Below are 20,081 nucleotides of genomic sequence, written 5' to 3' on the forward strand. Positions count from 1 at the left end.
CCCGTTTGCCCGGGCGGCGCCGCGCGCGCCCGCCCGTCCCCAGGGCGCGAAGCTGCTACATTGGCAGCCGCGCCCTTTCTTTTTTCTCTTTTCCCCCCATTCCCCTCCCCCATGACCTGCCTGCCCAAGAAGCCCCTTATTGCTGGAGCGCCACGTTGACCCTGCCTGAACTGAGCTGGACGGAAGGCGACGCCCCCGACCAGACCACGCACACCGCCCGCTGGCGCTCGGAAACCGGCGCCACGCCCCCCAAGCGGGTGGTGCTGGCCGACGACCGCACCACCGCGGACATGGCCTACCGCCAGGCCTGCGAAGGCGTGGGCCTGCTCTGGCGCGGCGACTTCCAGAACGCGCGCCTCTTGCTGCAGGCCATGACCCGGCGGGTGGACAAGCGCCCGCGCAAGCCGGTCGAGACCTTGCTGGAAGCCTTCAACCAGCATCGCCAGATCCAGTCGCAGCGCGCCCGCATCCTGGGCATGCTGTTGATTCCGTTCGACGCCGGCCACGGCATTTCGCTGCGCCGCGCGCCCGATGCCCGGCAGGCCTGCGAAGAAGCCCACGGCCCGGCCGACGAGCCCTATGTGGCGTCGCTGCGCGAACTGCTGGGGTTGATCGGCGCCTTTGAATGGCGCAAGAAAGGCGTGGAGATTCCCGCGCTGAACAACCGCATCCACCCGCACTACGGCGTGTTCTCGCCGCTGCGCGGCGAATACGTGGACCTGGTCGCCAACACCCCGATGCCGCGCGGCAGCGTGGCCTTCGATATCGGCACCGGCACCGGCGTGCTGGCGGCCGTGCTGGCGCGCCGCGGCGGCAAGCGCGTCATCGCCACCGACATGGACCCACGCGCGCTGGCCTGCGCCCGCGAAAACCTGGACCGGCTGGGCCTGTCCAAGCAGGTCGACGTGGAAGAGGCCGACCTGTTCCCCGAAGGCCGGGTCTCGCTGATCGTCTGCAATCCGCCGTGGCTGCCGGCCCGGCCCAGTTCGCCGGTCGAGCATGCCGTGTACGACCCGGACAGCCGCATGCTGCGCGGTTTTCTAAACGGCCTGGCGGCGCACCTGACGCCCAACGGCGAAGGCTGGCTGATCCTGTCGGACCTGGCCGAGCATCTGGGCCTGCGCACCCGCGAGCAATTGCTGGAAATGATCCAGCAGGCCGGCCTGCGGGTGGTCGAGCGCATCGATACGCGCCCGACGCATGCCCGCGCCAAGGACGCGAACGATCCGCTGTACGCGGCGCGTTCGAAGGAAGTGACGTCGCTGTGGCGGCTGGCGGCGGCCGAGGCTGCGGCCTGACGGCACGCGCCGTGACCCGCTGATCGGCAAACGGGCCGGGGAAGCTTCCCCGGCCTTTTTCATGCCCGCCCGGCGGCCACGTTCACGCTGATGGCGATGATGAAGACGTTGAAGAAGAAGGCGATGACGCTGTGCATCAGCGCCGTGCGCCGCAGCCGGCGGCTGACGATCTGCACGTCGGACACCTGGAAGGTCATGCCCAGCACCAGCGCGAAGTAGGCGAAGTCCCAGTAGTCCGGGTCTTCCTTGCCGGGGAAATCCAGGCCCTTGTGCATGCCGTTGCGGTGGCTGTAGTAGCCGTGGGCATAGTGCAGGGCGAAGATCATGTTCATGTACAGCCACGACAGCACGATGCTGACGGCGGCGGCGATCAGGTCCGCCACGCCTTCGGCGCCGCCGGCCGCGCGCATTTCGGTCCAGAGCGCCAGCATCACCAGGCACGACAGCGCCACGCTGCTCCAGAGCACGCCGGTGCGGCCCACGTCGACCTGCTGGGCCCGTATCCGCATGGATTCGGGCGTGGCCTTGCCGAAGGCGGCGCCGGTAACCAAGAGGAACACCAGCGCGGCGACGTCAAAGCCCAGCAGGCCGGCGCGGCTGGGCGACATGCCGGCCAGGTAAAGGCCCGCGGCCACCGCGACGAACAGCAGGCCGCACAGTACCAGGCGCAGGTGCGCATGGAAGAACGGCAGGCGCGCGACCGCGGCGGGCGGCGCGTCGGCATCATGATCCTTGACCGGCAGCGACATGGGGGGCTTCCTGACGTGGCAAGAGCCTCAACGCTAACCGATAGCCAGCAATCCCACCAGCGCGCCGCCGAACAGCAGCCACAGCGGATGAATGCGCGTGGCGCTGCCCAGCACCGCCACCACCGCGGTGATGGCGCCCAACAGCCAGGAATGCACCGAGGCCTCGGTGATGAGCGCGGCGCTGGCGGCCACCAGCCCCACCGTCATGGGGAAGATGCCGGCCTGGATCACGCCGCGCCAGGGCCGGTCCTTGAAGCGTTCCCACAGGCCCAGGGCGATGACCGTGATGATGGACGACGGCCCGAACTTGGCAATGGTGGTCACCAGCATGCCCATCCAGCCGGCCACGTGCCAGCCCACCAGGGTGACGACCATCAGGTTGGGGCCGGGCGCGGCCTGGCCCAGGGCGAACAGCGCCGAGAAGTCGGCGGCCGTCATCCAGCCGTGTACTTCGACGACCTGGCGCTGCATTTCCGGCAGGATGGTGTTGCCCCCGCCGAACGCCAGCACGGACAGCTGCGAAAAGATGATGGCCAGGGCGATCAGGGTCTGGATCATCGACGTTGCCTCCAGACCAGCAGGATGCTCAGCGGCGTCAGCACCGCCATGGTGGGCAGCAGCGGAATGCGCAGCACCGCGATGGCGATGAAGCAGGCCGTGGCCACCAGGCCGGCCAGCCAGTCGCGGCGCTTGAGCACCGGCGTGCCGATCTTGACGGCCATGGAGATCAACAGGCCCGCCGCGGCGGCGGCCAGGCCGGCGAACAGGTGCTGGATGTGCGGATCGTTCTGGAAGCGGTCGTAGACCATGCCCAGCAGCACCACGATGGCCGAGGGCGCCAGGATCAGGCCCATCAGCGCGGCAAAGGCGCCGCGCGGGCCGCGGAACTTCATGCCCAGGGCGACCGACAGGTTGATGATGTTTCCGCCCGGCAGGAACTGGCACAGGCCCAGCAGGTCGGTGAATTCGGCGCCGCTCAGCCAGCGGTGCTTTTCCACCACCATGCGGCGCGCCAGGGGCAGCGCACCGCCGAAGGCCGTCAGGCCCAGCATGAGAAAGCCGTAGAACAGTTGCCCACAGGTGGGCGGGGGCCGCAGGGCGGCGTCAGGGGGAGTCGATGCTGCGTTCATGATCTTCTGGGTGAATAGACCGCAGCCTACTCCCGCCCTCAGATAATGTCTAATATATGACTGGCTCAACATTCATATCGGTTTCATATGTCATCCGTCGACCTGCGGCTGTTGCGTTACTTCCTGGCGGTGGCCGAGGAATCCCACCTGACCCGTGCGGCCGCCCGCCTGGGCATCCGCCAGCCGCCGCTGAGCCAGCAGATCCGCGTGCTGGAAGAAGAGCTGGGCGTGACGCTGTTCCACCGCCTGCCGCGCGGCATGGAACTGACCGAGAGCGGCCGCGCGCTGTTGGCGGATGCGCGCAGCATCCTGGCGCTGGTGGACCAGGCGGTGGACGGCGTGCGGCGCGTGTCGCTGGGCGAGGCCGGGCGCCTGACCGTGGGCTTTACCGGGTCGGCGGCCTTCCACCCCTTCGTGCCGTCGGTGATCCGGCGCTTTCGTGAAATTGCGCCGCAGGTGCGGCTGGTGCTGGAAGAAAGCAGCACCGGCGAACTGATGGAAGAGGTACGCGACGGCCGGGTGGACGTGGCCTTCATTCGCGGCTCGCACGGCGTCGAGCGCGGCGTGGCGTTCGAGACCGTGCTGGAAGAAAGCATGCTGGCCGCCTTTCCGGCGGACCACCCCATGGTCAAGGGCCGCGCCCGCAAGCGCATCGCGCTGTCCGAGCTGGCCGAGGAATCCCTGATTCTCTATCGGCGCCACAGCGGCCCGGGCCTGTACGACGCCATCATCACGGCCTGCGGCGCGGCCGGCTTCAGCCCCCGCGTGGCACAGGAAGCGCCGCGCATGCTGTCCACGCTGAGCCTGGTGGCGGCGGGCCTGGGCGTATCGCTGGTGCCGGCCTCGCTGCGGCGGGTCAACATCGAAGGGGTGGTGTACGTGAACGTCACGGGGCCGGTGGAACTGCGCGCGCCGCTGACGCTGATCTGGCGCGACGCGCCGCTGTCCGGCGCCATCCGCCGGCTGATCGAAGAGGTGCGGGCGCACCGCGAAACGCCCGAGGCCTGAGGCGGCGCTACACTTGCCGGCACCTTTGTTTTTGCCCAATCGAAATGGCTGCCCCCCATCCCATAGGCGTGTATGACTCCGGCGTCGGCGGACTGAGCGTCTTGCGCGCCATCCGCGACGCGCTGCCGCAGGAAGACCTGCTGTACCTGGCGGACTCGGCCCACGTGCCCTACGGCGAAAAAAGCCAGGACTACGTGCAGCAACGCTCGCTGGCCATCGCCGACTATTTCGTGTCGCGCCAGGCCCGGGCCATGGTGGTGGCATGCAACACCGCCACCGCCGCCGCCATCGCCGCGCTGCGCGCGCGCCATCCCGACCTGATCATCATCGGCGTGGAACCGGCGATCAAGCCGGCCGCCCACCTGACGCACAGCGGCGTGGTCGGCGTGTTCGCCACCACCGGCACGCTGGCCAGCCCCAAGTTCGCCGCGCTGGTGCAACGCGAGGCGCCCGAGATCCGCATCCTGTTCCGCCCCTGCCCCGAATGGGTGCTGCTGGTGGAACAGGGCGAGATCAGCGGCCCGAAGGCCGCGCAGGCGGTGGCCGCGCCGGTGCGCGAACTGCTGGACCAGGGCGCGGACGCGCTGGTGCTGGGCTGCACCCACTTTCCGTTCCTGCGCGAGGCGATTGCCGCGGCCGCCGGCCCCACCGTGCCGCTGCTGGAAACCGGCGGCCCCGTGGCGCGCCGGCTGCGTCACCAGTTGCAGGAACGCGGGTGGCTGAAGATGGACGGGCCGGGCACGCTGGCACTGGAAACCACCGGCGACCCGGCGGCGTTGGCGCAAATGGGCGCGCGGCTGCTCGGCCTGCCGGCCCAGGCCACGCAGACGCCTGCGCAATCGCGCTAGGTGCGGTCGGTCCCGCGCTGTCCGTCGTGGCAGTGGCCGTTGGGGGGGAAATCCCGGCGTCATTTGATCCGGCGCACCCCGCATTGCTGAATAATTCCTTAAAGTAGGGTCATCTACCAAGGAGACGCGATGAAACGCATTCTGATCCCCGTGGACGGCTCGACGCATGCGGTGCATGCGGTGCGCGCCCTGTTGCAGGCGCGCCGCTACGACCCGGTCGAACGCGTCGAGCTCCTGACCGTGCAGATTCCGCTGCAGGCCGGCAAGATCGGCCGCGGCCTGTCGCAGGCCGACATCGACACCTATCACCGCGAAGAAGGCGATGCCGCACTGCGCGAAGCCAGCGCACTGCTGGCCGCCGAGGGCGTGCCTTTTGGCGAACGCGTCGAGATCGGCGCCCCCGCCGAGACCATCGTGCGCGTGGCCGACGAAATCGATGCCGATGAAATCTACATGGGCACGCGCGGGCTGGGGTCCGTGGCGGCGCTGTTCATGGGGTCCGTCGCCACCCGCGTGCTGCACCTGGCTTCGCTGCCCGTCACCCTGGTCAAGTAAAGGAGCCCGCCATGCTGAACATCCTGGTCCCGGTCGATGGTTCCGACGACGCCAACCGCGCCGTGCTGCACGCGCGCCAGCTTGCCCAAGGCGCGAAGGACGCGCGCATTCACCTGCTCAACATCCAGACGCCGCCGCAGGGCCGCGCCGGCCTGTCGCGGCTGGTCACGCAGGAAATGATCGACGAATACTACGTGCGCGAAGGCCAGGAGGCCGCCGACGAAGCGCGCAAGCTGCTCGACGTGACCGGCACCGACTACACCAGCCATGTCGAATTCGGCAATCCGGCGGTAGAGATCAACGCCTACGCGCAGCAGCACCAATGCGAACGCATCGTCATGGGCACGCGCGGACGCGGCGCCTTCGCGGGCATGCTGATCGGATCGGTCGCCAACCAGGTCGTGCAACTGGCCGAGGTGCCGGTCACGCTGGTGAAGTAAGCGCCGGCAGCGTCAGCGTCACGCGCAGGCCGCCCAGCGGCGCCTGCTCGGCGCGCACGTCGCCGCCATACGTGCTGGCCAGGTCGCGCACGATATCCAGCCCCAGCCCCGAACCGGGCCGCTGTTCGTCCATGCGCACGCCGCGTTCGAAAACGCGTTCGCGCTCGCCTTCGGCAATGCCGGGGCCGTCGTCATCGATCTGGATCTGCAGGCGGTCGGGCGACGCGGCATGGGCGTGGATATGCACGCGCCCCGCGGCCCACTTGCAGGCGTTGTCCAGCAGGTTGCCCACCATTTCCTGCAGGTCCTGCTCTTCGCCGCGAAAGATCAGGCCATCGGCGAAATCGGTCATATCAAGGTCCAGCTCACGCGCGGCATAGAGCCGGCGCATGACGCGCAGCAGCGCCTCGACCGGCGGCCGCAGCGGCGTGCGCCCGCCTTCGGTGCCCGACGCCGCAGCGGCGCGGGCGCGCGCCAGGTGGTAGTCGATCTGGCGTTGCGCCAGCGCGACCTGTTCGCGCGCCAGGCGGGCGAACGGCCCGTCTTCACGCGCGGCGGCATTGGCCAGGATCGTCAGCGGGGTCTTCACGGCGTGGGCCAGGTTGCCGGCCTGCGTGCGGGCCCGCTGCACGATGTCGGCGTTGACGGCCAGCACGCGGTTGAAGTCGTCCACCAGGGGCTGGATTTCGCTGGGATAACGGCCGTCGATGCGCACGCTGTTACCGCCCTGCTGCGCGGCCAGCTGGCGACGCAGCCGCCCCAGCGGCCGCAACCCCACCGCCACCTGCACCACCGCCGCCGCGACCAGCCCGGCCGCCAGCGCGCCCAGCGACAGCAGCAGCATGTGGTTGAAGCGCTCGATCGGTTCGGCCAGCACCTGGCGGTCGGCGGCGACGACCAGGCGCAGCGTGGCGGCGTCGGCGTCTTCGGGTTTGAGCGTGCGTGTCAGCGCGGTCAGGCCATGGCCTTCGGGGCCGGTGATGTCGTAGGCGCCGTCGGCGCTGTCGGCCGTGGGCAAGGCCAGCACCTGGTCCCACAGCGAGCGCGAACGCGCCACGCCCGCGGCCGCCAGGCGGCCTTGTTCGTCCAGCCGGTCGATCTGCCAGTACAGGCCGGATAGCGGCTGCTCCAGCCGCGGATCGCTCAGCGGCGGGGCCACCACCGGCCGGCCGTCGGGCGCGACGCTGACCGCCGCGGTCAGCTGGTTCAGGTGCAGCGCCAGTTCGGCCCGCAATTGCTCGGTGATGTGCTGGCGAAACAGGCTGCCCAGGCCCCAGCCGGCCAGCACGATGGTCAGCGCGATCCAGGCCAGCGTGCCGGCCAGCAGCCGCCAGCGCAGTGACCCGGGCGTGCGCGGCACGGTCATGTGCCGCTCGCCAGCCGATAACCCAGCCCGCGCACGGTTTCGATGGTGTCCGGCGGCAGCTTCTTGCGCAGGCGGCCGATGAAGACTTCGATGGTGTTGGAGTCGCGGTCGTGGTCCTGCGCGTAGATGTGTTCGGTGAGTTCGCTGCGCGAAATCACTTCGCCCGCACGCTGCATCAGCACCGCCAGCACCTTGAATTCATGGCTGGTCAGGTTGAGCGCCTGGCCGTTCACCGTGACCTTGGCCTGGCGCGTGTCGAGCATCAGCGGGCCGCAGCGCCATTGCGCGCTGGCATGGCCGCTGTGGCGGCGCAGCAGCGCGCGCACGCGGGCCAGCAGCTCTTCCATGTGAAAAGGCTTGGTCAGGTAGTCGTCCGCGCCCGCGTCGATGCCGGCGACCTTTTCGTGCCAGTTGGCACGCGCGGTCAGGATCAGCACCGGCATGCCGTGGCCGGCGGCGCGCCACTGCTTGAGCACGGTCAGCCCGTCCATCACGGGCAGGCCCAGGTCCAGCACCACCACGTCGTAGGTCTCGACTTCGCCCATGTAATGGGCGGTGGCGCCGTCGGCCGCGGTGTCGACGGTGTAGCCGGCCTGGCGCAGGGCGTCGGCCAACTGCGCGGCCAGGGTGGGTTCGTCTTCGACAACGAGCAGGCGCATCAGTGTTTGTTCCGGAACTGGATGTCGCGGCCCTTGATGCCCAGCACGGAGCCGTCACGCGCGTCGATCTTCAGCTTGACCAGGTTGCCGCCGGGCTGCAGCAGCCGGATCTCGTACAGATAGATGCCGTCGTCTTCTTCGAATTCAACCTTCATGACCTGGCCGGGGTAATCGCGTTCGACGATATCGAGCACCGCGCGCAGCGGCAGCACCTTGCCGGCCTGCAGGGCCTGGCGGGCCTGTTCGTGGTCGCTTTCGTCGGCGCGGCCGGGGCCGGGGCCGATGGCCAGCGCCGCGGCCAGCGCGCCGCCGGACAGCCAGAGAGCGATGCGCTTGCCTGCGGTCATGGGGAGTTCCGTGATGGGTGGCGTCCAGGATAACGCGGGACGCCGGGGAAAAACAGAGTCGGCACTACCCCTTCGTTATAGCGAAACGAGGATGAACGGCAGGTGAACGGCGGCTTCAGAAACGGTTCATGGGCCGGCCCGAATAATGCATGCATGGCCGGCCTGTTGGCCATATTCCATCACACAAGGAGCTATCACCATGACGATGACCCTCAAGCCTTCGATCCGCCACACCCTGGCCGCCTTCGCCCTGGGCGCGGCCACCCTGACCAGCGCCGCAGCCTTCGCCCAGGCCGCCCCGCAGCCGGCCGCGGCCCCGGCCGCCCCTGTCGCAACCCAGGCCGCCCCCGCGCAGATCCTGACCGTGCGCCAGATCTACGACAGCCTGACAGCCGCCGGCTACCGCAACATCACCGAGATCGAGCTGGAGCACCACCGCGGCTACGACGTCAAGGCCGATGACCCGCAAGGCCAGCGCGTGAAGCTGCGCGTGGATGCGCAGACCGGCGCCGTACTGCGCAGCCGCATCAAGGATTGATGCGCACCACGGGGCCCGGCGCCGCCGGGCCCGGCATGACACGCTGGAGCCCCTCATGAACACCCGCACCGCGCTTGGCGGTTTCCTGCTGGCACTGACCGGCGCCTGGGCCATCGACGCCTTCCTGCTGCAGCCGCCGTCAGCGGCCGCCTGGCCCTGGCTACTGCGCCAGCAGACGCTGTACCTGACCGGCGTCTGGGCAATCGGACTGATGTCGCTCATCATGCTGCTGGCGCTGCGCCCGACCTGGCTGGAAGGCCCGCTGGGCGGGATGGACAAGGTCTACCGGCTGCACAAATGGGCCGGCATCTTCGCCGTCGGCGCCAGCGGCGCGCACTGGCTGGCCAAGCTGTCCAGCACGCCGCTCAAGGCGTTTGCCGGCACCGACGGGCGCCCCGCCCGCGATGCCGTGCTGGCCGTCATGGAAGGCTCGCGCGGGCTGGCCAAGGACCTGGGTGAATGGACGATCTACGCGCTGCTCATCATGCTGGCCATCACGCTGTGGCGCCGCTTTCCGTACCACGCCTGGCGCATCGCGCATCGCGCCATGCCGGTGGCGTTCCTGGCGCTGGTGCTGCATACCCTGGCGCTGGCGCCGGCCTACTACTGGACCGGGCCGACCGGCCTGCTGCTGGTGCCGCTGATGGCGGGCGGCGTCGTGGCCGCGCTGCTGTCCCTGGCGGGCCGCGTGGGCCAACGCCGCCGCGTCATGGGCCGGGTCGTCTCGGTGGTCTCGCAGCCCGGCGGCATTGTCGATGTCACTTGCGATCTGGGTCCGCAATGGCCGGGCCATCGGGCCGGACAGTTCGCCTTCGTGACCTTTGACCGCGGCGAAGGCGCGCACCCGTTCACGATTGCCAGCGCGCCGGGCGCCACGCCTGGGCGCCTGCGCTTCAAGATCAAGGCGCTGGGCGATTACACGCGCCGGCTGGCCGACACGCTGACGCCGGGGCAAGCGGTGGCGGTGGAAGGCCCCTACGGCCGTTTCGAACAACCCCTCAAGGCCAACGCCGGACCGCAAGTGTGGGTGGCCGGCGGCATCGGCATCACGCCATTCCTGGCCTGGCTGGAAGACCGGCAGGCCCGCGCGGGCGATGGCGCCCCGGTCTGGCTGCATTACTGCGTGCGCGACGCCCAGGCCGAACCGATGGTCGACGCCGTGGCGCAACGCTGCCAGGCATTGGGCAACGTCACGCTGCAGGTGCACGATGCCCGCCACCGCCTGACCGCCGCGGACCTGGCCCAAGGCGCCGTTGCCGCGGGCCGCGTGGCCGACATCTGGTTCTGCGGGCCCACCGGCCTGTCGGCCTCGTTGCGCCGGGGCCTGCGCCGCCTGGGCCAAGGCGGCGTGCGCTGGCACCAGGAAGCGTTCGACATGCGCTAGCGCCGGTCGACACGTCAAGGGACCTCGCCCCGCAGGCTGCGTCGTATGATGAATGCCTGCGGGGCGTCCCCGCGCCTGGAGCCGCATCATGCGTATTCGAACCCTGTTGCCGGCGGCCCTGGCGGCCGTCAGCACGCTCGCCGCGTGCGGCGAGGTCGCCAAGCTGCCGGTCGAGGCCGGCATGGGGCCTCACCCTGAGCTGCCCGCCCCCAACACCACCCTGATCCCCACCGTCAACACCGCCAAGGCGGTGGGCTGGGCCGACGGCGCGCAGCCCACGCCGGCCAGCGGCCTGGCGGTCACCGCCTATGCCCGCGACCTGGATCACCCGCGCTGGCTCTACGTGCTGCCCAATGGCGACGTGCTGGTGGCCGAAACCAATGCGCCGCCCAAGCCGGACGAAGCGCCGGGCGGACTGAAGAACTGGGCCGCCGGCATCGTCATGAAACGCGCCGGCGCGCGCACCGACAGCGCCAACCGCATCACGCTGCTGCGGGGCCTGGGGCAGGACGGCGCGGCGCAAAGCCGCAGCGTGTTGCTGGAAGGCCTGAATTCGCCATTCGGCATGGCACTGGTGGGCGACCAGCTGTACGTGGCGAACGCCGACGCCGTGCTGCGCTTTCCCTACCAGCCGGGCCAGACCCATATCACCGCCCCCGGCGTCAAGGTGACCGATCTGCCCGCCGGCATCAACCACCACTGGACCAAGAACCTGATCGCCAGCCCCGACGGAAAGAAGCTGTATGCCTCCGTGGGTTCGAACAGCAATGTGGCCGAGAACGGCATGCAGATCGAAGAAGGCCGCGCCGCCATCTGGGAAATCGACGTGGCCAGCGGCGCCAAGCGCCTGTACGCCAGCGGTTTGCGCAACCCGGTGGGCATGGCCTGGGCGCCGGACGGCAAGACGCTCTGGACCGCGGTGAACGAACGCGACGAACTGGGCAGCGACCTGGTGCCCGACTACATGACCTCGGTGCAGGACGGCGGCTTCTATGGCTGGCCGTACAGCTACTTCGGCCAGCACGTCGACACGCGGGTCAAGCCGCCGCGCCCGGACCTGGTGGCCAAGGCCATCGTGCCGGACTACGCGCTGGGGCCGCATACGGCATCGCTGGGCCTGGCGTGGTCGGGCGACGCCCAACTGGCCCCGTTCACGCACGGCATGTTCGTGGGCCAGCATGGGTCCTGGAATCGCGATCCCCGCAGCGGCTACAAGGTCATCTACGTGCCCTTCACCGACAACCGCCCGGACGGCGCCGCACAGGACGTGCTGACCGGCTTCCTGGATGCCGCCGGGCAGGCCCAGGGGCGGCCGGTGGGCGTGGCGGTGGACCGCCAGGGCGGACTGCTGGTGGCCGACGACGTGGGCAACGTGATCTGGCGGGTCAGCGGCAAGCCCTAGGGCGCGGCGGGCGGGAGCGAAATGACGGCCCCACGCCACTATCAGACCGATTACCGGCCATTCGCTGCAGCTTGCTTGCGCTGCGTCAAACCCGGCGTAGGCAGCCAGGTTCGATCTGGCGTAGAGTGGAACGACAATAGCCGCAACGCCCGCCCGGATTGCCCGGCGGGCTTGCGGTCAACCCACTCGCCACCTGGAGGCATGTATATGCTGTTGAAGAATCTGTGCGCCGCGGCCGTCCTGGCCCTGGTTTCGGCCCCCGCGCTGGCCGCCGACTGCTCGGTCGAAATCGCCGGCACCGACCAGATGCAGTTCGACAAGAAGGAAATCACGGTCAGCAAGAGCTGCAAGGAATTCACCGTCAAGCTCACCCACCCCGGCAAGCTGCCCAAGACCGCCATGGGCCACAACTGGGTGCTGACCAAGCAGGCCGACATGCAGGGCGCCGTGAACGACGGCATGGCCGCGGGCCTGGACAACAACTACGTCAAGAAAGACGACGCCCGCGTCATCGCCCACACCAAGGTCATCGGCGGCGGCGAAACGGACTCGGTCACGTTCGACGTCAGCAAGCTGGCCGCCGGCCAGGACTACACGTATTTCTGCTCGTTCCCCGGCCACTTCGCGCTGATGAAGGGCGTGCTGAAACTGGTCGACTGATCGCCCCTGCCGGCCTTGCGGGATTGTCCGCAAGGCCGCCGTGCCCACCCCTACAATGGCCGTTTCCCGGACACCCTTGGAGACGAACTCATGAGCACGGATAAAGTGGCAATCATCACCGCCGGCGGCAGCGGCATGGGCGCGGCGGCAGCGCGCAAACTGGCGGCCGACGGCTACCGCGTGGCCATCCTGTCTTCGTCCGGCAAGGGCGAAGCCCTGGCGGCCGAACTGGGCGGCCTGGGCGTGACCGGTTCGAACCGGTCCCCCGAAGACCTGGCCCGCCTGGTGGACACCACCGTGCAGAAATGGGGCCGCGTCGACGCCGTGGTCAACAGTGCAGGCCATGGCCCCAAGGGCCCGCTGCTTGAAATCAGCGACGACGACTGGCACCTGGGCATGGAGTTCTACCTGCTGAACGTGGTGCGCATCACGCGCCTCGTGGCCCCCATCATGAAAAGCCAGAAGTCGGGCGCCATCGTCAACATTTCCACCTACGCCACTTTCGAACCCGAAGCGCTGTTCCCGACGTCGGGCGTGTTCCGCGCCGGCCTGGCGGCGTTCACCAAGGTGTTCTCGGACGAATACGCCGAACACAACGTGCGCATGAACAACGTGCTGCCCGGCTTCATCGACAGCCTGCCCGAAAAGGAAGACCGCCGCGTGCGCATCCCGATGGGCCGCTACGGCACCGCCGAGGAAGTGGCCGACCTGATCGCCTTCCTGGCGTCCGACGCATCGTCCTACATCACCGGGCAGAACATCCGCATCGACGGCGGCATCACGCGCTCGGTCTGAGGCGTCTCATTCGAACGCATTAATCCCTTCGTCCGAATGGTGGTATTGAAGCGCCCCCGGCGCTTCGTTACCGTAGGTTTTCGCATTCGAACCCGGGGCTTCCTGCATGCCTGCGCCGCCGTCCGAAGCGGCGTCCGGCGCCGCCTCTGTACCGACTTCGTCCGCCCGGCCCACGCCCGGAGAGGCCTCGCGCTTCCTGGCGCAGGCGACCTTCGGCCCGACGCCCGCCCAGATCGACGCCGTGGTGCGCGACGGCTACGCGGCCTGGCTGGATGCCCAGCTGGACCTGCCCCCGTCGCAAAGCCATTTCGACTGGCTGCTGCAGCAAGGCAAGAACACCGAGGCCTACAAGGGCAACGGCATCAATGCCCCGCTGGAATCCACCCTGTGGCGCAAGTTCATCAGCGCCGAAGACCAGGTGCGCACGCGGGTGGCCTTCGCGCTGTCCGAGATTTTCGTGGTGGGCGTGTCGGCCATTACCGCCAACTGGCCGCTGTTCGGCGCCGCGGGGTTCATGGACCTGCTGGCCGAGCATGCGCTGGGCAATTACCAGGCGCTGCTGACCGCCGTCACGCGCAACCTGTCGATGGGCTGCATGCTGACCTACCGCGGCAATCGCAAGGAAGACCCCAAGACCGGCCGCCATCCCGACGAGAACTACGCGCGAGAGGTGATGCAGCTGTTCAGCATCGGCCTGGTCGAGCTGAACCCGGATGGCACGGCCAGGCTGGCAAACGGCGCGCCCGTCGAAACCTACGGCAATGCCGACGTGCAGGGCCTGGCCAAGGTCTTCACCGGCTGGGACCTGGACGGCCCCGAGACCGATGTGCAGTTTCACCGCCGGCCCATGGCCTTGAACGGCGCCCTGCATTCGCTGGCGGAAAAGCGCTTTCTGGGCGCGGTGATTCCGCCCGGCACCGACGGCTACCTGTCGCTGCGGCGGGCCATGGAAGTCATCAGCGCCCACCCCAATGTGGGGCCGTTCATCGGCACGCAGCTGATCCAGCGGCTGGTCACCAGCAACCCCAGCCCCGCCTATGTCGGCCGGGTGGCGGCGGCATTCCACGACGACGGCCAGGGCGTGCGCGGCAACCTGCGGGCCGTGGTGCGCGCGATCTTGCTGGACGACGAGGCCCGACACCCGGACCTGACCTCGCCCGAATGGGGCAAGGTGCGCGAACCGATCGTGCGTTTCTCGGGCTGGGCGCGGGCGTTCGGCGCCACGTCCAACAACGGCGCCTGGGCCATGCCCGACACCACCGACAACACCATCCGCCTGGCGCAAAGCCCCATGCGTTCGGCCAGCGTGTTCAATTTCTTCCGGCCGCGCTACAGCCCGCCGGTGACCGAACTGGCGCGGCGCGGACGGGTGGCACCGGAATTGCAGATCACCGATGAAACCAGCATCGCGGGTTATCTGAATTTCCTGGCGATCTATGTCGACCGCGGCTGGGAAGACCTGCAAACGGATTACGCCGCCGAGATCGCGCTGGCCCGGGACCCGGCTGCGCTGGTGGCGCGGGTGGCGCTGCTGCTGGCGGGCGATGCGTTCAGCAGCGCCACCGCCAACGCCATCGCGCAGGCGGTGGCCACCCTGCCGCCCGAGCGGCCGCGCGACCGCGTGCGCGCCGCGATCATGCTGGTGGCGGCCAGCCCCGAATACCTGGTGCAGAAATGACGCGCGGCCGCCTTGCCCGCCGGGAGCCGCGATGACGCCCGATCGCCCCGACCCTCTGGTGCTGCCATGAAGCCCGATCGCCGCGAATTCCTGCTGCGCGCCTGCGCCCTGGGCGCCAGCCATGCCGCCGCGCCGCTGGCCTTGAACCTGGCGGCGCTGGGCGCGGCTGCGGCGCAATCCGCGCCCGCCGACTACAAGGCGCTGGTGTGCGTATTCCTGTACGGCGGCAACGATCCGTTCAACACCCTGGTGCCCTTCGATGCCGCGGCCTATCGCGCCTATGCTGCGGCCCGCAGCGACATCGCCCTGCCCCGCCCCGCGCTGCAGGCCACGGCGCTGCGCGGCAAGGCGGCGCCCGACAACGGGGCGCAGTTCGCGCTGGCGCCGTCGCTGGCGCCGCTGGCCCCCTTGTTCGAACGCGGCGAGATGGCCGTGGTGCTGAACGTGGGGCCGCTGGTCGTGCCCACGACCCAGGCCGACTACATCGGCGCACGCGTGCCGCTGCCGCCCAAGCTGTTTTCGCACAACGACCAGCAGTCGTACTGGCAGGCGCTGGCGCCGGAAGGCGCGTCGTCGGGCTGGGCCGGCCGCCTGACGGACCTGTATGCCAGCATCAACGCGCAGCGCAGCTTCACCGGCATCACGGCCGGTGGCAGCACCGTGCTGCTGGCGGGTCAGCACGTCGCCGGGTATCGGGTCGGCGTGAACGGCTCGACCCGCATCGACCTGCTGACACGCGATATGTACGGGTCCAGCGCCTGCACCGCGCTCTTGCGCCAGTTGATCACCCAGCCGCGCGACCACCTGATGGAGCGCGAAATGTCGCGCATCGCCGCGCAATCGATCGATGCCGACACGCGCCTGCGCGCCGCGCTGTCAGGCGTGGCGGTGCCGGGCGACTTCGGCTCGCCGCTGGCGCAGCAACTGAAAATCGTGGCCCGCATCATCGCCGCGCGCCAGGCGCTTGGGGCACGGCGCCAGGTGTTTTTCGTTTCGCAGAACGGCTACGACAACCACACCGGGCTGAACGACACCCACCCGGCCTTGCTGCGCGAACTGGGGCAGGCCCTGGCCGTGTTCCAGGACGCGCTGGCGACGCTGGGCGTGGCGCGGCAGGTCACCACCTTCACCGCTTCGGAATTCGGCCGCACGCTGGGGTCCAACGGCAATGGTTCGGACCATGGCTGGGGCGCGCATCACCTGGTGCTGGGCGGCGCGGTGCGGGGCGGCCGCTACTATGGATCGCATCCCGAGATCGCACCGGATGGCCCCGGCTTCGTGGACAACGGCCGGCTGCTGCCGACGATGGCGGTGGAACAGCTGGGCGCGGCGCTGGGCGGCTGGTTCGGCGCGGGCCACGACGACCTGAACCTGGTGTTTCCGAACCTGCGGCATTTCGATGCCGCACCGCCCGCCTTGCTGGACGGGGCCGCCTAGCCGGACGCGGCGGGCGGCGATTGCCGTGCATGCCAACGCGGCGCGCCAGCCACGTGCGCCGCCAGGGATACCGCGACCTTACAGCGCCGCGTGCATCGACGTGGCCAGGCGCTTCCACTTGACGGCCTCGTCCCGCACGAACGCGGCCAGTTCGCCCGGCGTGCTGGTGCGGACCTCTGCCCCCTGCTCGTCGATCTTGCGGGCCACGGCCGGGTCATGCAGCGCGCCGTTCAGCGCCGTATTCAGCTTGGCCACCACGTCGGCATTGGCGTTGGCCGGGGCGAACACCGCGTACCACTGCGCCACGTCCACGCCTTTGACCCCCAGCTCGGCCAGCGTGGGCATGTCGGGCAGCACCTTGGCGCGGCGCGCGCCGGCCACGCCCAGCGCGACGATCTTGCCGGACTTCAGGTGCGGATAGGCGCTGAACAGGCTGGGGAACATCACCTGCGTCACGCCGGCCAGCGTGTCGGTCATGGCGGGCGCCGAGCCCTTGTAGGGAATCTCCAGCATGGCCGCGCCCGTGGCGCGATTGAAGAGTTCGCCCGCCACCGCCGGCGCCGTGCCGGGGCCCGCGGAAGCAAAGCTCAGGCCGTCGGGATGCGCCTGGCCATACTTGATCAGCCCGGCCACGTCGTGCACGCCGATGCCGCTGTTCACCACCATCAGCGTGGGCGAATCGGCCACCATGCCGATGGCGGTGAAATCGCGCACCGGATCGTAGTTGAGCTTTTGCAGCGCGGGGTTGATGCCGTGCGTGCCGATGTAGCCCAGCATCAGCGTGTAGCCGTCGGCCGGCTGGCGCGCCACGTAGTCGGCGGCGATGGCGCCCTGCGCGCCGGGCTTGTTGACCACGATGACGGTCTGGCCCAGCAGTTCGCCCATCTTCTGGCCGATCACACGGGCCAGGGTGTCGTTGCCGCCGCCCGCGGCGGTGGGCACCACCATGGTGATGGCGCGGTCGGGAAATTGCGCCTGGGCGGCCTGGCCGCCCAGGGCCAGGCACAGCGCGGCGGCGCCGAGAATGCTGCTGCGGGTGGGAAATGCCATATCGAGTCTCCTGATGATTTTGGGAACGGTCTCTGTGGACCGTTGAATCGCTTGCGGGCGCCAGGCCGGCGCCTGCTGGGTTCAAAGCGGGCCGCTCGACCAAGCGGCCCGGATGCTGTTGTCGGTGTAGCCGATACGGACGCTAGGCGGCTACCGCCATCGGTGCGGCGCGCAGCGGCTGCGCCGCGCGCGCTTGCGGCGCCACCTGGGGCAGGTAAAGCACTCCTTTCATGATCTTGCGGGCCGTGCGCACCAGCCCGGCGGCGGCGACCTCGCCCGTGCGCTCGTCCAGCCTCACGTCGATATCCATGCCGCCCGACGGATGCGCGATGCGCACGCTGCGATAGCCCGGTTGCGGCGCGGGGCCGCCGCAATCGTGCGCCACCGTGCCCGGCATCAGGAAGGCGGCGGCCACGCCCACCGCGCCGGTCGCGGCATGCGCCCGGTGGCAGGCGTGCGGCGTGAAATAGCGCGAGCGCAGCGACAGCCCGGCGGCCTCGTCGCCCGGCGCCAGCAGCACCGGCTTGGGGATGACGCTGTCCGTCACGTCGCCCAGCCCCATGCGCGCGCCGGCTTCGCGGCGGATGCGTTCCAGGCGTGCCAGCAAGGCCGCATTGGCGTCCAGCTCGGCGGGCGATTCATCGCCACGCAAGCCGAAGTCGGCCGCACGCAGCAGCACCATCGGCATCGCGGCATCGATCAGCGTCACCGTTATGCCGTCCACGATGTCCTGGCGCTGGCCGGTGGGGAACAGGCGGCCGGTGAGCGCGCCCCAGGCATCCAGGAAGTTCAGGCGCACCGGCGCAGCCGCGCCCGGCACGCCGTCGATGCGGGCGTCGCCCTCGTAGGTCAGGCGCCCGCCCGGGGTCTGCACCACCGCTTCGATGACGGCGCCCGTGTTCACGTTGTGCACCCGCACCGAGGTCTCGCCGTCGGCCGCGGCGATCAGGCCTTCGTCGATGGCAAACGGCGCGGCGCCGGACAGCATGTTGCCGCAGTTGGGCCGGGTATCGACGCTGGCGCGGTCCACCGAGACCTGGGCGAACAGGTAGTCGATATCGCAGCCCGGCCGGCGGGACCGCGACACGATCGCGACCTTGCTGGTCAGCGAGTTGCCGCCGCCCAGCCCGTCGACCTGCAAGGCGTGGGGCGAGCCCATCGCGGCCAGCAGCACGCGGTCGCGCTCGGCCGGATCGGCGGGCAGCCAGTCCGCCAGGAAAAAGGGGCCGCGGGAGGTGCCGCCGCGCATCAGTACGCAAGGGATGATCGTTTCCATGCGATGCATTCTGCGACGGTGCGGCTATTATTTGAATTGCAACTTACGGATGGATTAATGCATGGCACGCATCAATTTCGATTTGCAGGAATTGCAGGCCTTCGTGGCCGTGGCCGAGCGCGCCAGCTTTCGCGCCGCCGCCGAAGACCTGAACCTGTCGCAACCGGCGCTGAGCCGCCGCATCGAAAAACTGGAAGACCTGCTGGGCGCCCGCCTGCTGGAACGCACCACCCGCCGCGTGTCGCTCACGCACGTGGGCCGCATCTTCCTGGAACGCGCCCGCGGCGCCATCGACGAACTGGAACGCGCCGTGCTCAGCATCGGCGACCTGGCCGCGCAGCGCGGCGGGCTGGTCACCGTGGCCTGCGTGCCGTCGGTGGCCTATTACTTCCTGCCGGCCATCATCCACGACTACGCCGAACGCTTTCCGCGCATCCGCGTGCGCATCATCGACGAAACCGCGCACACCGTGCTCAACAGCGTCGTCACCGGCCGCGCCGACTTCGGCATCAGCTTCTTCGGCACCCAGGAACCCGACGTGGACTTCAAGGCCGTGCTGCGCGAAGACTTCGTGCTGGCCGTGCGCCGCGACCACCCGCTGGCCGCCCGCCGCAGCGTGTCCTGGGAAGAACTGTCCGGCGAACGCTTCATGACGGTGGCCAAGGAAAGCGGCAACCGCCTCTTGATCGACGACGCCCTGGCCAAGAGCGGCAAGCGCACCGTCAGCGCCTTCGAGGTCAGCCACGTCATGACCCTGCTGGGCCTGGTCGAGGCCGGCCTGGGCGTGGCCGCCGTGCCCCAGCTGGCCATGCCGCCGGCCGGCCACGCCACCCTGGCCGGCGTCAAACTGGAACATCCGCGCGTCACCCGCAGCCTGGGACTCATCTCGCGCCGCGGCCGCCCCCTGGCGCCGGCGGCCCAACAGCTCTATAACCTGATTCACCAGGCCGGCAAAAGCGCCAAGCGTGGTCCGTCCAAGCAACCCGAAACCGCCCCATGAGCCCCCATTCCCTGGCCTTGCAGCCCGCCACCGAAGACGACCTGCCCTTCCTGCTGTCGCTGCGCCGCGCCACCATGACCGAACACCTGGCCCGCGCCGGCGCCCCGCAGGACGACGAACACCACCTGGCCCGCATCCGCTACGGCTTTGACGGCGCCCAGATCGTCTGGCTGCACGGCCGCCCGGCGGGCCTGTTCAAGACCCTGCGCGACCCCGACGGCTGGCGCGTCGTGCAGATCCAGATCGACCCGGCCTACCAGGGCCAGGGCCTGGGCCGGCGCCTCTTGACCGGCCTCTTGCGCCAGGCCGACCAGGAAGGCGCCGCCGTCACCCTGTCCGTCTTGCAGGGCAACCCCGCCCGCCGGCTCTACGAGTCGCTGGGCTTTCGCGCCGTCGAGGAGGCCGGCCTGGAAACCGAAATGCGTTACGAACCCGGTCCGCCCCCGGCGGCCCCCTGAGCC

The 20,081-nt window shown here is 69.5% G+C and carries 22 protein-coding genes; 14 read left to right on the forward strand and 8 right to left on the reverse strand.

The genetic code is table 11. The features are described from left to right. Positions 1–155: 155 nt before the first annotated feature. On the forward strand, positions 156–1,298 hold the full coding sequence (locus HV798_RS17515; RefSeq protein WP_175194043.1) for a methyltransferase: 1,143 nt from the start codon (positions 156–158) through the stop codon (positions 1,296–1,298). Positions 1,299–1,357: 59 nt separating this feature from the next. Here the strand turns inward: HV798_RS17515 and HV798_RS17520 are convergent, their stop codons facing one another. Genes HV798_RS17520 through HV798_RS17530 form a run of 3 tightly spaced genes read right to left on the reverse strand, consistent with a single transcriptional unit; the run spans position 1,358 to position 3,177 of the window. Then, positions 1,358–2,047: a DUF1345 domain-containing protein gene (locus HV798_RS17520; protein WP_025137282.1), complete on the reverse strand. Its 690-nt coding sequence runs from the start codon at positions 2,045–2,047 to the stop codon at positions 1,358–1,360. A gap of 33 nt (positions 2,048–2,080) precedes the next feature. After that, positions 2,081–2,605: a chromate transporter gene (locus HV798_RS17525; RefSeq protein WP_175194041.1), complete on the reverse strand. Its 525-nt coding sequence runs from the start codon at positions 2,603–2,605 to the stop codon at positions 2,081–2,083. Beyond that, entirely contained in the window at positions 2,602–3,177 is a 576-nt protein-coding gene (locus tag HV798_RS17530; RefSeq protein WP_025137280.1) for a chromate transporter, read from the reverse strand. Before HV798_RS17530 ends, HV798_RS17525 begins: the two co-directional genes overlap by 4 nt. Positions 3,178–3,264: 87 nt before the next feature. Between HV798_RS17530 and HV798_RS17535 the strand changes: the two genes are divergently transcribed. The 4 genes from HV798_RS17535 (at position 3,265) to HV798_RS17550 (ending at position 6,028) form a co-directional block, all read left to right on the forward strand. Continuing rightward, positions 3,265–4,185 carry a LysR family transcriptional regulator gene (locus HV798_RS17535; RefSeq protein ID WP_175194039.1) on the forward strand — a complete coding sequence of 307 codons (921 nt, stop codon included), beginning with the start codon at positions 3,265–3,267 and terminating at the stop codon, positions 4,183–4,185. A gap of 44 nt (positions 4,186–4,229) precedes the next feature. Then, complete coding sequence (gene murI, locus HV798_RS17540; RefSeq protein ID WP_175194037.1) at positions 4,230–5,033, forward strand: glutamate racemase; 804 nt, start codon at positions 4,230–4,232, stop codon at positions 5,031–5,033. Between the two features lie 129 nt (positions 5,034–5,162). Further along, on the forward strand, positions 5,163–5,588 hold the full coding sequence (locus HV798_RS17545; protein WP_175194035.1) for a universal stress protein: 426 nt from the start codon (positions 5,163–5,165) through the stop codon (positions 5,586–5,588). An 11-nt stretch (positions 5,589–5,599) separates the two neighbouring features. Beyond that, a complete protein-coding gene (locus HV798_RS17550) occupies positions 5,600–6,028 on the forward strand; it encodes a universal stress protein (RefSeq protein ID WP_175194033.1) in 429 nt (142 codons plus the stop codon). Here HV798_RS17550 and HV798_RS17555 read toward each other — a convergent pair. The 3 genes from HV798_RS17555 to HV798_RS17565 are packed head-to-tail and all read right to left on the reverse strand — an operon-like array spanning position 6,012 to position 8,400. Further along, the gene (locus HV798_RS17555; protein WP_025137277.1) at positions 6,012–7,394 is read right to left on the reverse strand and encodes a sensor histidine kinase; all 1,383 of its coding nucleotides are present in this window, start codon (positions 7,392–7,394) and stop codon (positions 6,012–6,014) included. The two genes, HV798_RS17550 and HV798_RS17555, sit on opposite strands and share 17 nt — an antisense overlap. Then, positions 7,391–8,053, reverse strand: coding sequence for a response regulator transcription factor (locus HV798_RS17560; protein ID WP_025137276.1), 663 nt, complete (start codon positions 8,051–8,053; stop codon positions 7,391–7,393). Before HV798_RS17560 ends, HV798_RS17555 begins: the two co-directional genes overlap by 4 nt. Further along, positions 8,053–8,400: a PepSY domain-containing protein gene (locus HV798_RS17565; RefSeq protein WP_025137275.1), complete on the reverse strand. Its 348-nt coding sequence runs from the start codon at positions 8,398–8,400 to the stop codon at positions 8,053–8,055. The genes HV798_RS17560 and HV798_RS17565 overlap by 1 nt, the downstream gene beginning before the upstream one ends. A gap of 199 nt (positions 8,401–8,599) precedes the next feature. On the opposite strand from HV798_RS17565, the gene HV798_RS17570 reads away from it, so the two are divergent. The 7 genes from HV798_RS17570 to HV798_RS17600 all read left to right on the forward strand — a co-directional run bounded on the left by HV798_RS17570 (position 8,600) and on the right by HV798_RS17600 (position 16,294). Then, on the forward strand, positions 8,600–8,938 hold the full coding sequence (locus tag HV798_RS17570) for a PepSY domain-containing protein (RefSeq protein ID WP_246288891.1): 339 nt from the start codon (positions 8,600–8,602) through the stop codon (positions 8,936–8,938). 55 nt (positions 8,939–8,993) lie between these two features. Next, the gene (locus HV798_RS17575; protein WP_175194030.1) at positions 8,994–10,322 is read left to right on the forward strand and encodes a ferredoxin reductase family protein; all 1,329 of its coding nucleotides are present in this window, start codon (positions 8,994–8,996) and stop codon (positions 10,320–10,322) included. A gap of 88 nt (positions 10,323–10,410) precedes the next feature. Continuing rightward, complete coding sequence (locus HV798_RS17580; protein WP_246288894.1) at positions 10,411–11,724, forward strand: PQQ-dependent sugar dehydrogenase; 1,314 nt, start codon at positions 10,411–10,413, stop codon at positions 11,722–11,724. Between the two features lie 207 nt (positions 11,725–11,931). Beyond that, entirely contained in the window at positions 11,932–12,384 is a 453-nt protein-coding gene (azu, locus tag HV798_RS17585; RefSeq protein ID WP_042884797.1) for an azurin, read from the forward strand. A 90-nt stretch (positions 12,385–12,474) separates the two neighbouring features. After that, a complete protein-coding gene (locus HV798_RS17590) occupies positions 12,475–13,179 on the forward strand; it encodes an SDR family oxidoreductase (RefSeq protein ID WP_175194026.1) in 705 nt (234 codons plus the stop codon). Between the two features lie 106 nt (positions 13,180–13,285). Beyond that, entirely contained in the window at positions 13,286–14,857 is a 1,572-nt protein-coding gene (locus tag HV798_RS17595; protein ID WP_175194024.1) for a DUF1800 domain-containing protein, read from the forward strand. Between the two features lie 66 nt (positions 14,858–14,923). Beyond that, complete coding sequence (locus tag HV798_RS17600) at positions 14,924–16,294, forward strand: DUF1501 domain-containing protein (RefSeq protein ID WP_175194022.1); 1,371 nt, start codon at positions 14,924–14,926, stop codon at positions 16,292–16,294. A 78-nt stretch (positions 16,295–16,372) separates the two neighbouring features. On the opposite strand, the gene HV798_RS17605 is transcribed toward HV798_RS17600, so the two are convergent. Continuing rightward, entirely contained in the window at positions 16,373–17,344 is a 972-nt protein-coding gene (locus HV798_RS17605; RefSeq protein ID WP_025137267.1) for a tripartite tricarboxylate transporter substrate binding protein, read from the reverse strand. Between the two features lie 142 nt (positions 17,345–17,486). Next, complete coding sequence (locus HV798_RS17610) at positions 17,487–18,620, reverse strand: 4-oxalomesaconate tautomerase (RefSeq protein ID WP_175194020.1); 1,134 nt, start codon at positions 18,618–18,620, stop codon at positions 17,487–17,489. Positions 18,621–18,681: 61 nt separating this feature from the next. Here HV798_RS17610 and HV798_RS17615 point away from each other — a divergent pair, with 61 nt between their 5' ends. Both HV798_RS17615 and HV798_RS17620 read left to right on the forward strand, forming a co-directional pair. Further along, on the forward strand, positions 18,682–19,620 hold the full coding sequence (locus HV798_RS17615) for a LysR family transcriptional regulator (protein WP_025137265.1): 939 nt from the start codon (positions 18,682–18,684) through the stop codon (positions 19,618–19,620). Then, positions 19,617–20,078 (forward strand): GNAT family N-acetyltransferase, encoded by a 462-nt coding sequence (locus HV798_RS17620; RefSeq protein ID WP_025137264.1) that lies wholly within the window; start codon positions 19,617–19,619, stop codon positions 20,076–20,078. The genes HV798_RS17615 and HV798_RS17620 overlap by 4 nt, the downstream gene beginning before the upstream one ends. Positions 20,079–20,081 lie beyond the last annotated feature (3 nt).

Origin of the sequence: Achromobacter deleyi, assembly GCF_902859705.1 — a bacterium.
Lineage (GTDB): Bacteria > Pseudomonadota > Gammaproteobacteria > Burkholderiales > Burkholderiaceae_B > Achromobacter > Achromobacter deleyi.

Bases quoted from the DNA above. Each gene is read 5' to 3' on its own strand.
- HV798_RS17580 (WP_246288894.1), top strand. From the start codon at position 10,411: ATGCGTATTCGAACCCTGTTGCCGGCGGCCCTGGCGGCCGTCAGCACG.
- HV798_RS17575 (WP_175194030.1), top strand. From the start codon at position 8,994: ATGAACACCCGCACCGCGCTTGGCGGTTTCCTGCTGGCACTGACCGGC.
- HV798_RS17560 (WP_025137276.1), bottom strand. From the start codon at position 8,053: ATGCGCCTGCTCGTTGTCGAAGACGAACCCACCCTGGCCGCGCAGTTG.
- HV798_RS17600 (WP_175194022.1), top strand. From the start codon at position 14,924: ATGAAGCCCGATCGCCGCGAATTCCTGCTGCGCGCCTGCGCCCTGGGC.
- HV798_RS17550 (WP_175194033.1), top strand. From the start codon at position 5,600: ATGCTGAACATCCTGGTCCCGGTCGATGGTTCCGACGACGCCAACCGC.
- HV798_RS17535 (WP_175194039.1), top strand. From the start codon at position 3,265: ATGTCATCCGTCGACCTGCGGCTGTTGCGTTACTTCCTGGCGGTGGCC.
- HV798_RS17520 (WP_025137282.1), bottom strand. From the start codon at position 2,047: ATGTCGCTGCCGGTCAAGGATCATGATGCCGACGCGCCGCCCGCCGCG.
- HV798_RS17590 (WP_175194026.1), top strand. From the start codon at position 12,475: ATGAGCACGGATAAAGTGGCAATCATCACCGCCGGCGGCAGCGGCATG.
- HV798_RS17545 (WP_175194035.1), top strand. From the start codon at position 5,163: ATGAAACGCATTCTGATCCCCGTGGACGGCTCGACGCATGCGGTGCAT.
- HV798_RS17530 (WP_025137280.1), bottom strand. From the start codon at position 3,177: ATGAACGCAGCATCGACTCCCCCTGACGCCGCCCTGCGGCCCCCGCCC.
- HV798_RS17565 (WP_025137275.1), bottom strand. From the start codon at position 8,400: ATGACCGCAGGCAAGCGCATCGCTCTCTGGCTGTCCGGCGGCGCGCTG.
- HV798_RS17615 (WP_025137265.1), top strand. From the start codon at position 18,682: ATGGCACGCATCAATTTCGATTTGCAGGAATTGCAGGCCTTCGTGGCC.
- azu (WP_042884797.1), top strand. From the start codon at position 11,932: ATGCTGTTGAAGAATCTGTGCGCCGCGGCCGTCCTGGCCCTGGTTTCG.
- HV798_RS17605 (WP_025137267.1), bottom strand. From the start codon at position 17,344: ATGGCATTTCCCACCCGCAGCAGCATTCTCGGCGCCGCCGCGCTGTGC.
- HV798_RS17620 (WP_025137264.1), top strand. From the start codon at position 19,617: ATGAGCCCCCATTCCCTGGCCTTGCAGCCCGCCACCGAAGACGACCTG.
- HV798_RS17595 (WP_175194024.1), top strand. From the start codon at position 13,286: ATGCCTGCGCCGCCGTCCGAAGCGGCGTCCGGCGCCGCCTCTGTACCG.
- HV798_RS17555 (WP_025137277.1), bottom strand. From the start codon at position 7,394: ATGACCGTGCCGCGCACGCCCGGGTCACTGCGCTGGCGGCTGCTGGCC.
- HV798_RS17610 (WP_175194020.1), bottom strand. From the start codon at position 18,620: ATGGAAACGATCATCCCTTGCGTACTGATGCGCGGCGGCACCTCCCGC.
- HV798_RS17525 (WP_175194041.1), bottom strand. From the start codon at position 2,605: ATGATCCAGACCCTGATCGCCCTGGCCATCATCTTTTCGCAGCTGTCC.
- murI (WP_175194037.1), top strand. From the start codon at position 4,230: ATGGCTGCCCCCCATCCCATAGGCGTGTATGACTCCGGCGTCGGCGGA.
- HV798_RS17570 (WP_246288891.1), top strand. From the start codon at position 8,600: ATGACGATGACCCTCAAGCCTTCGATCCGCCACACCCTGGCCGCCTTC.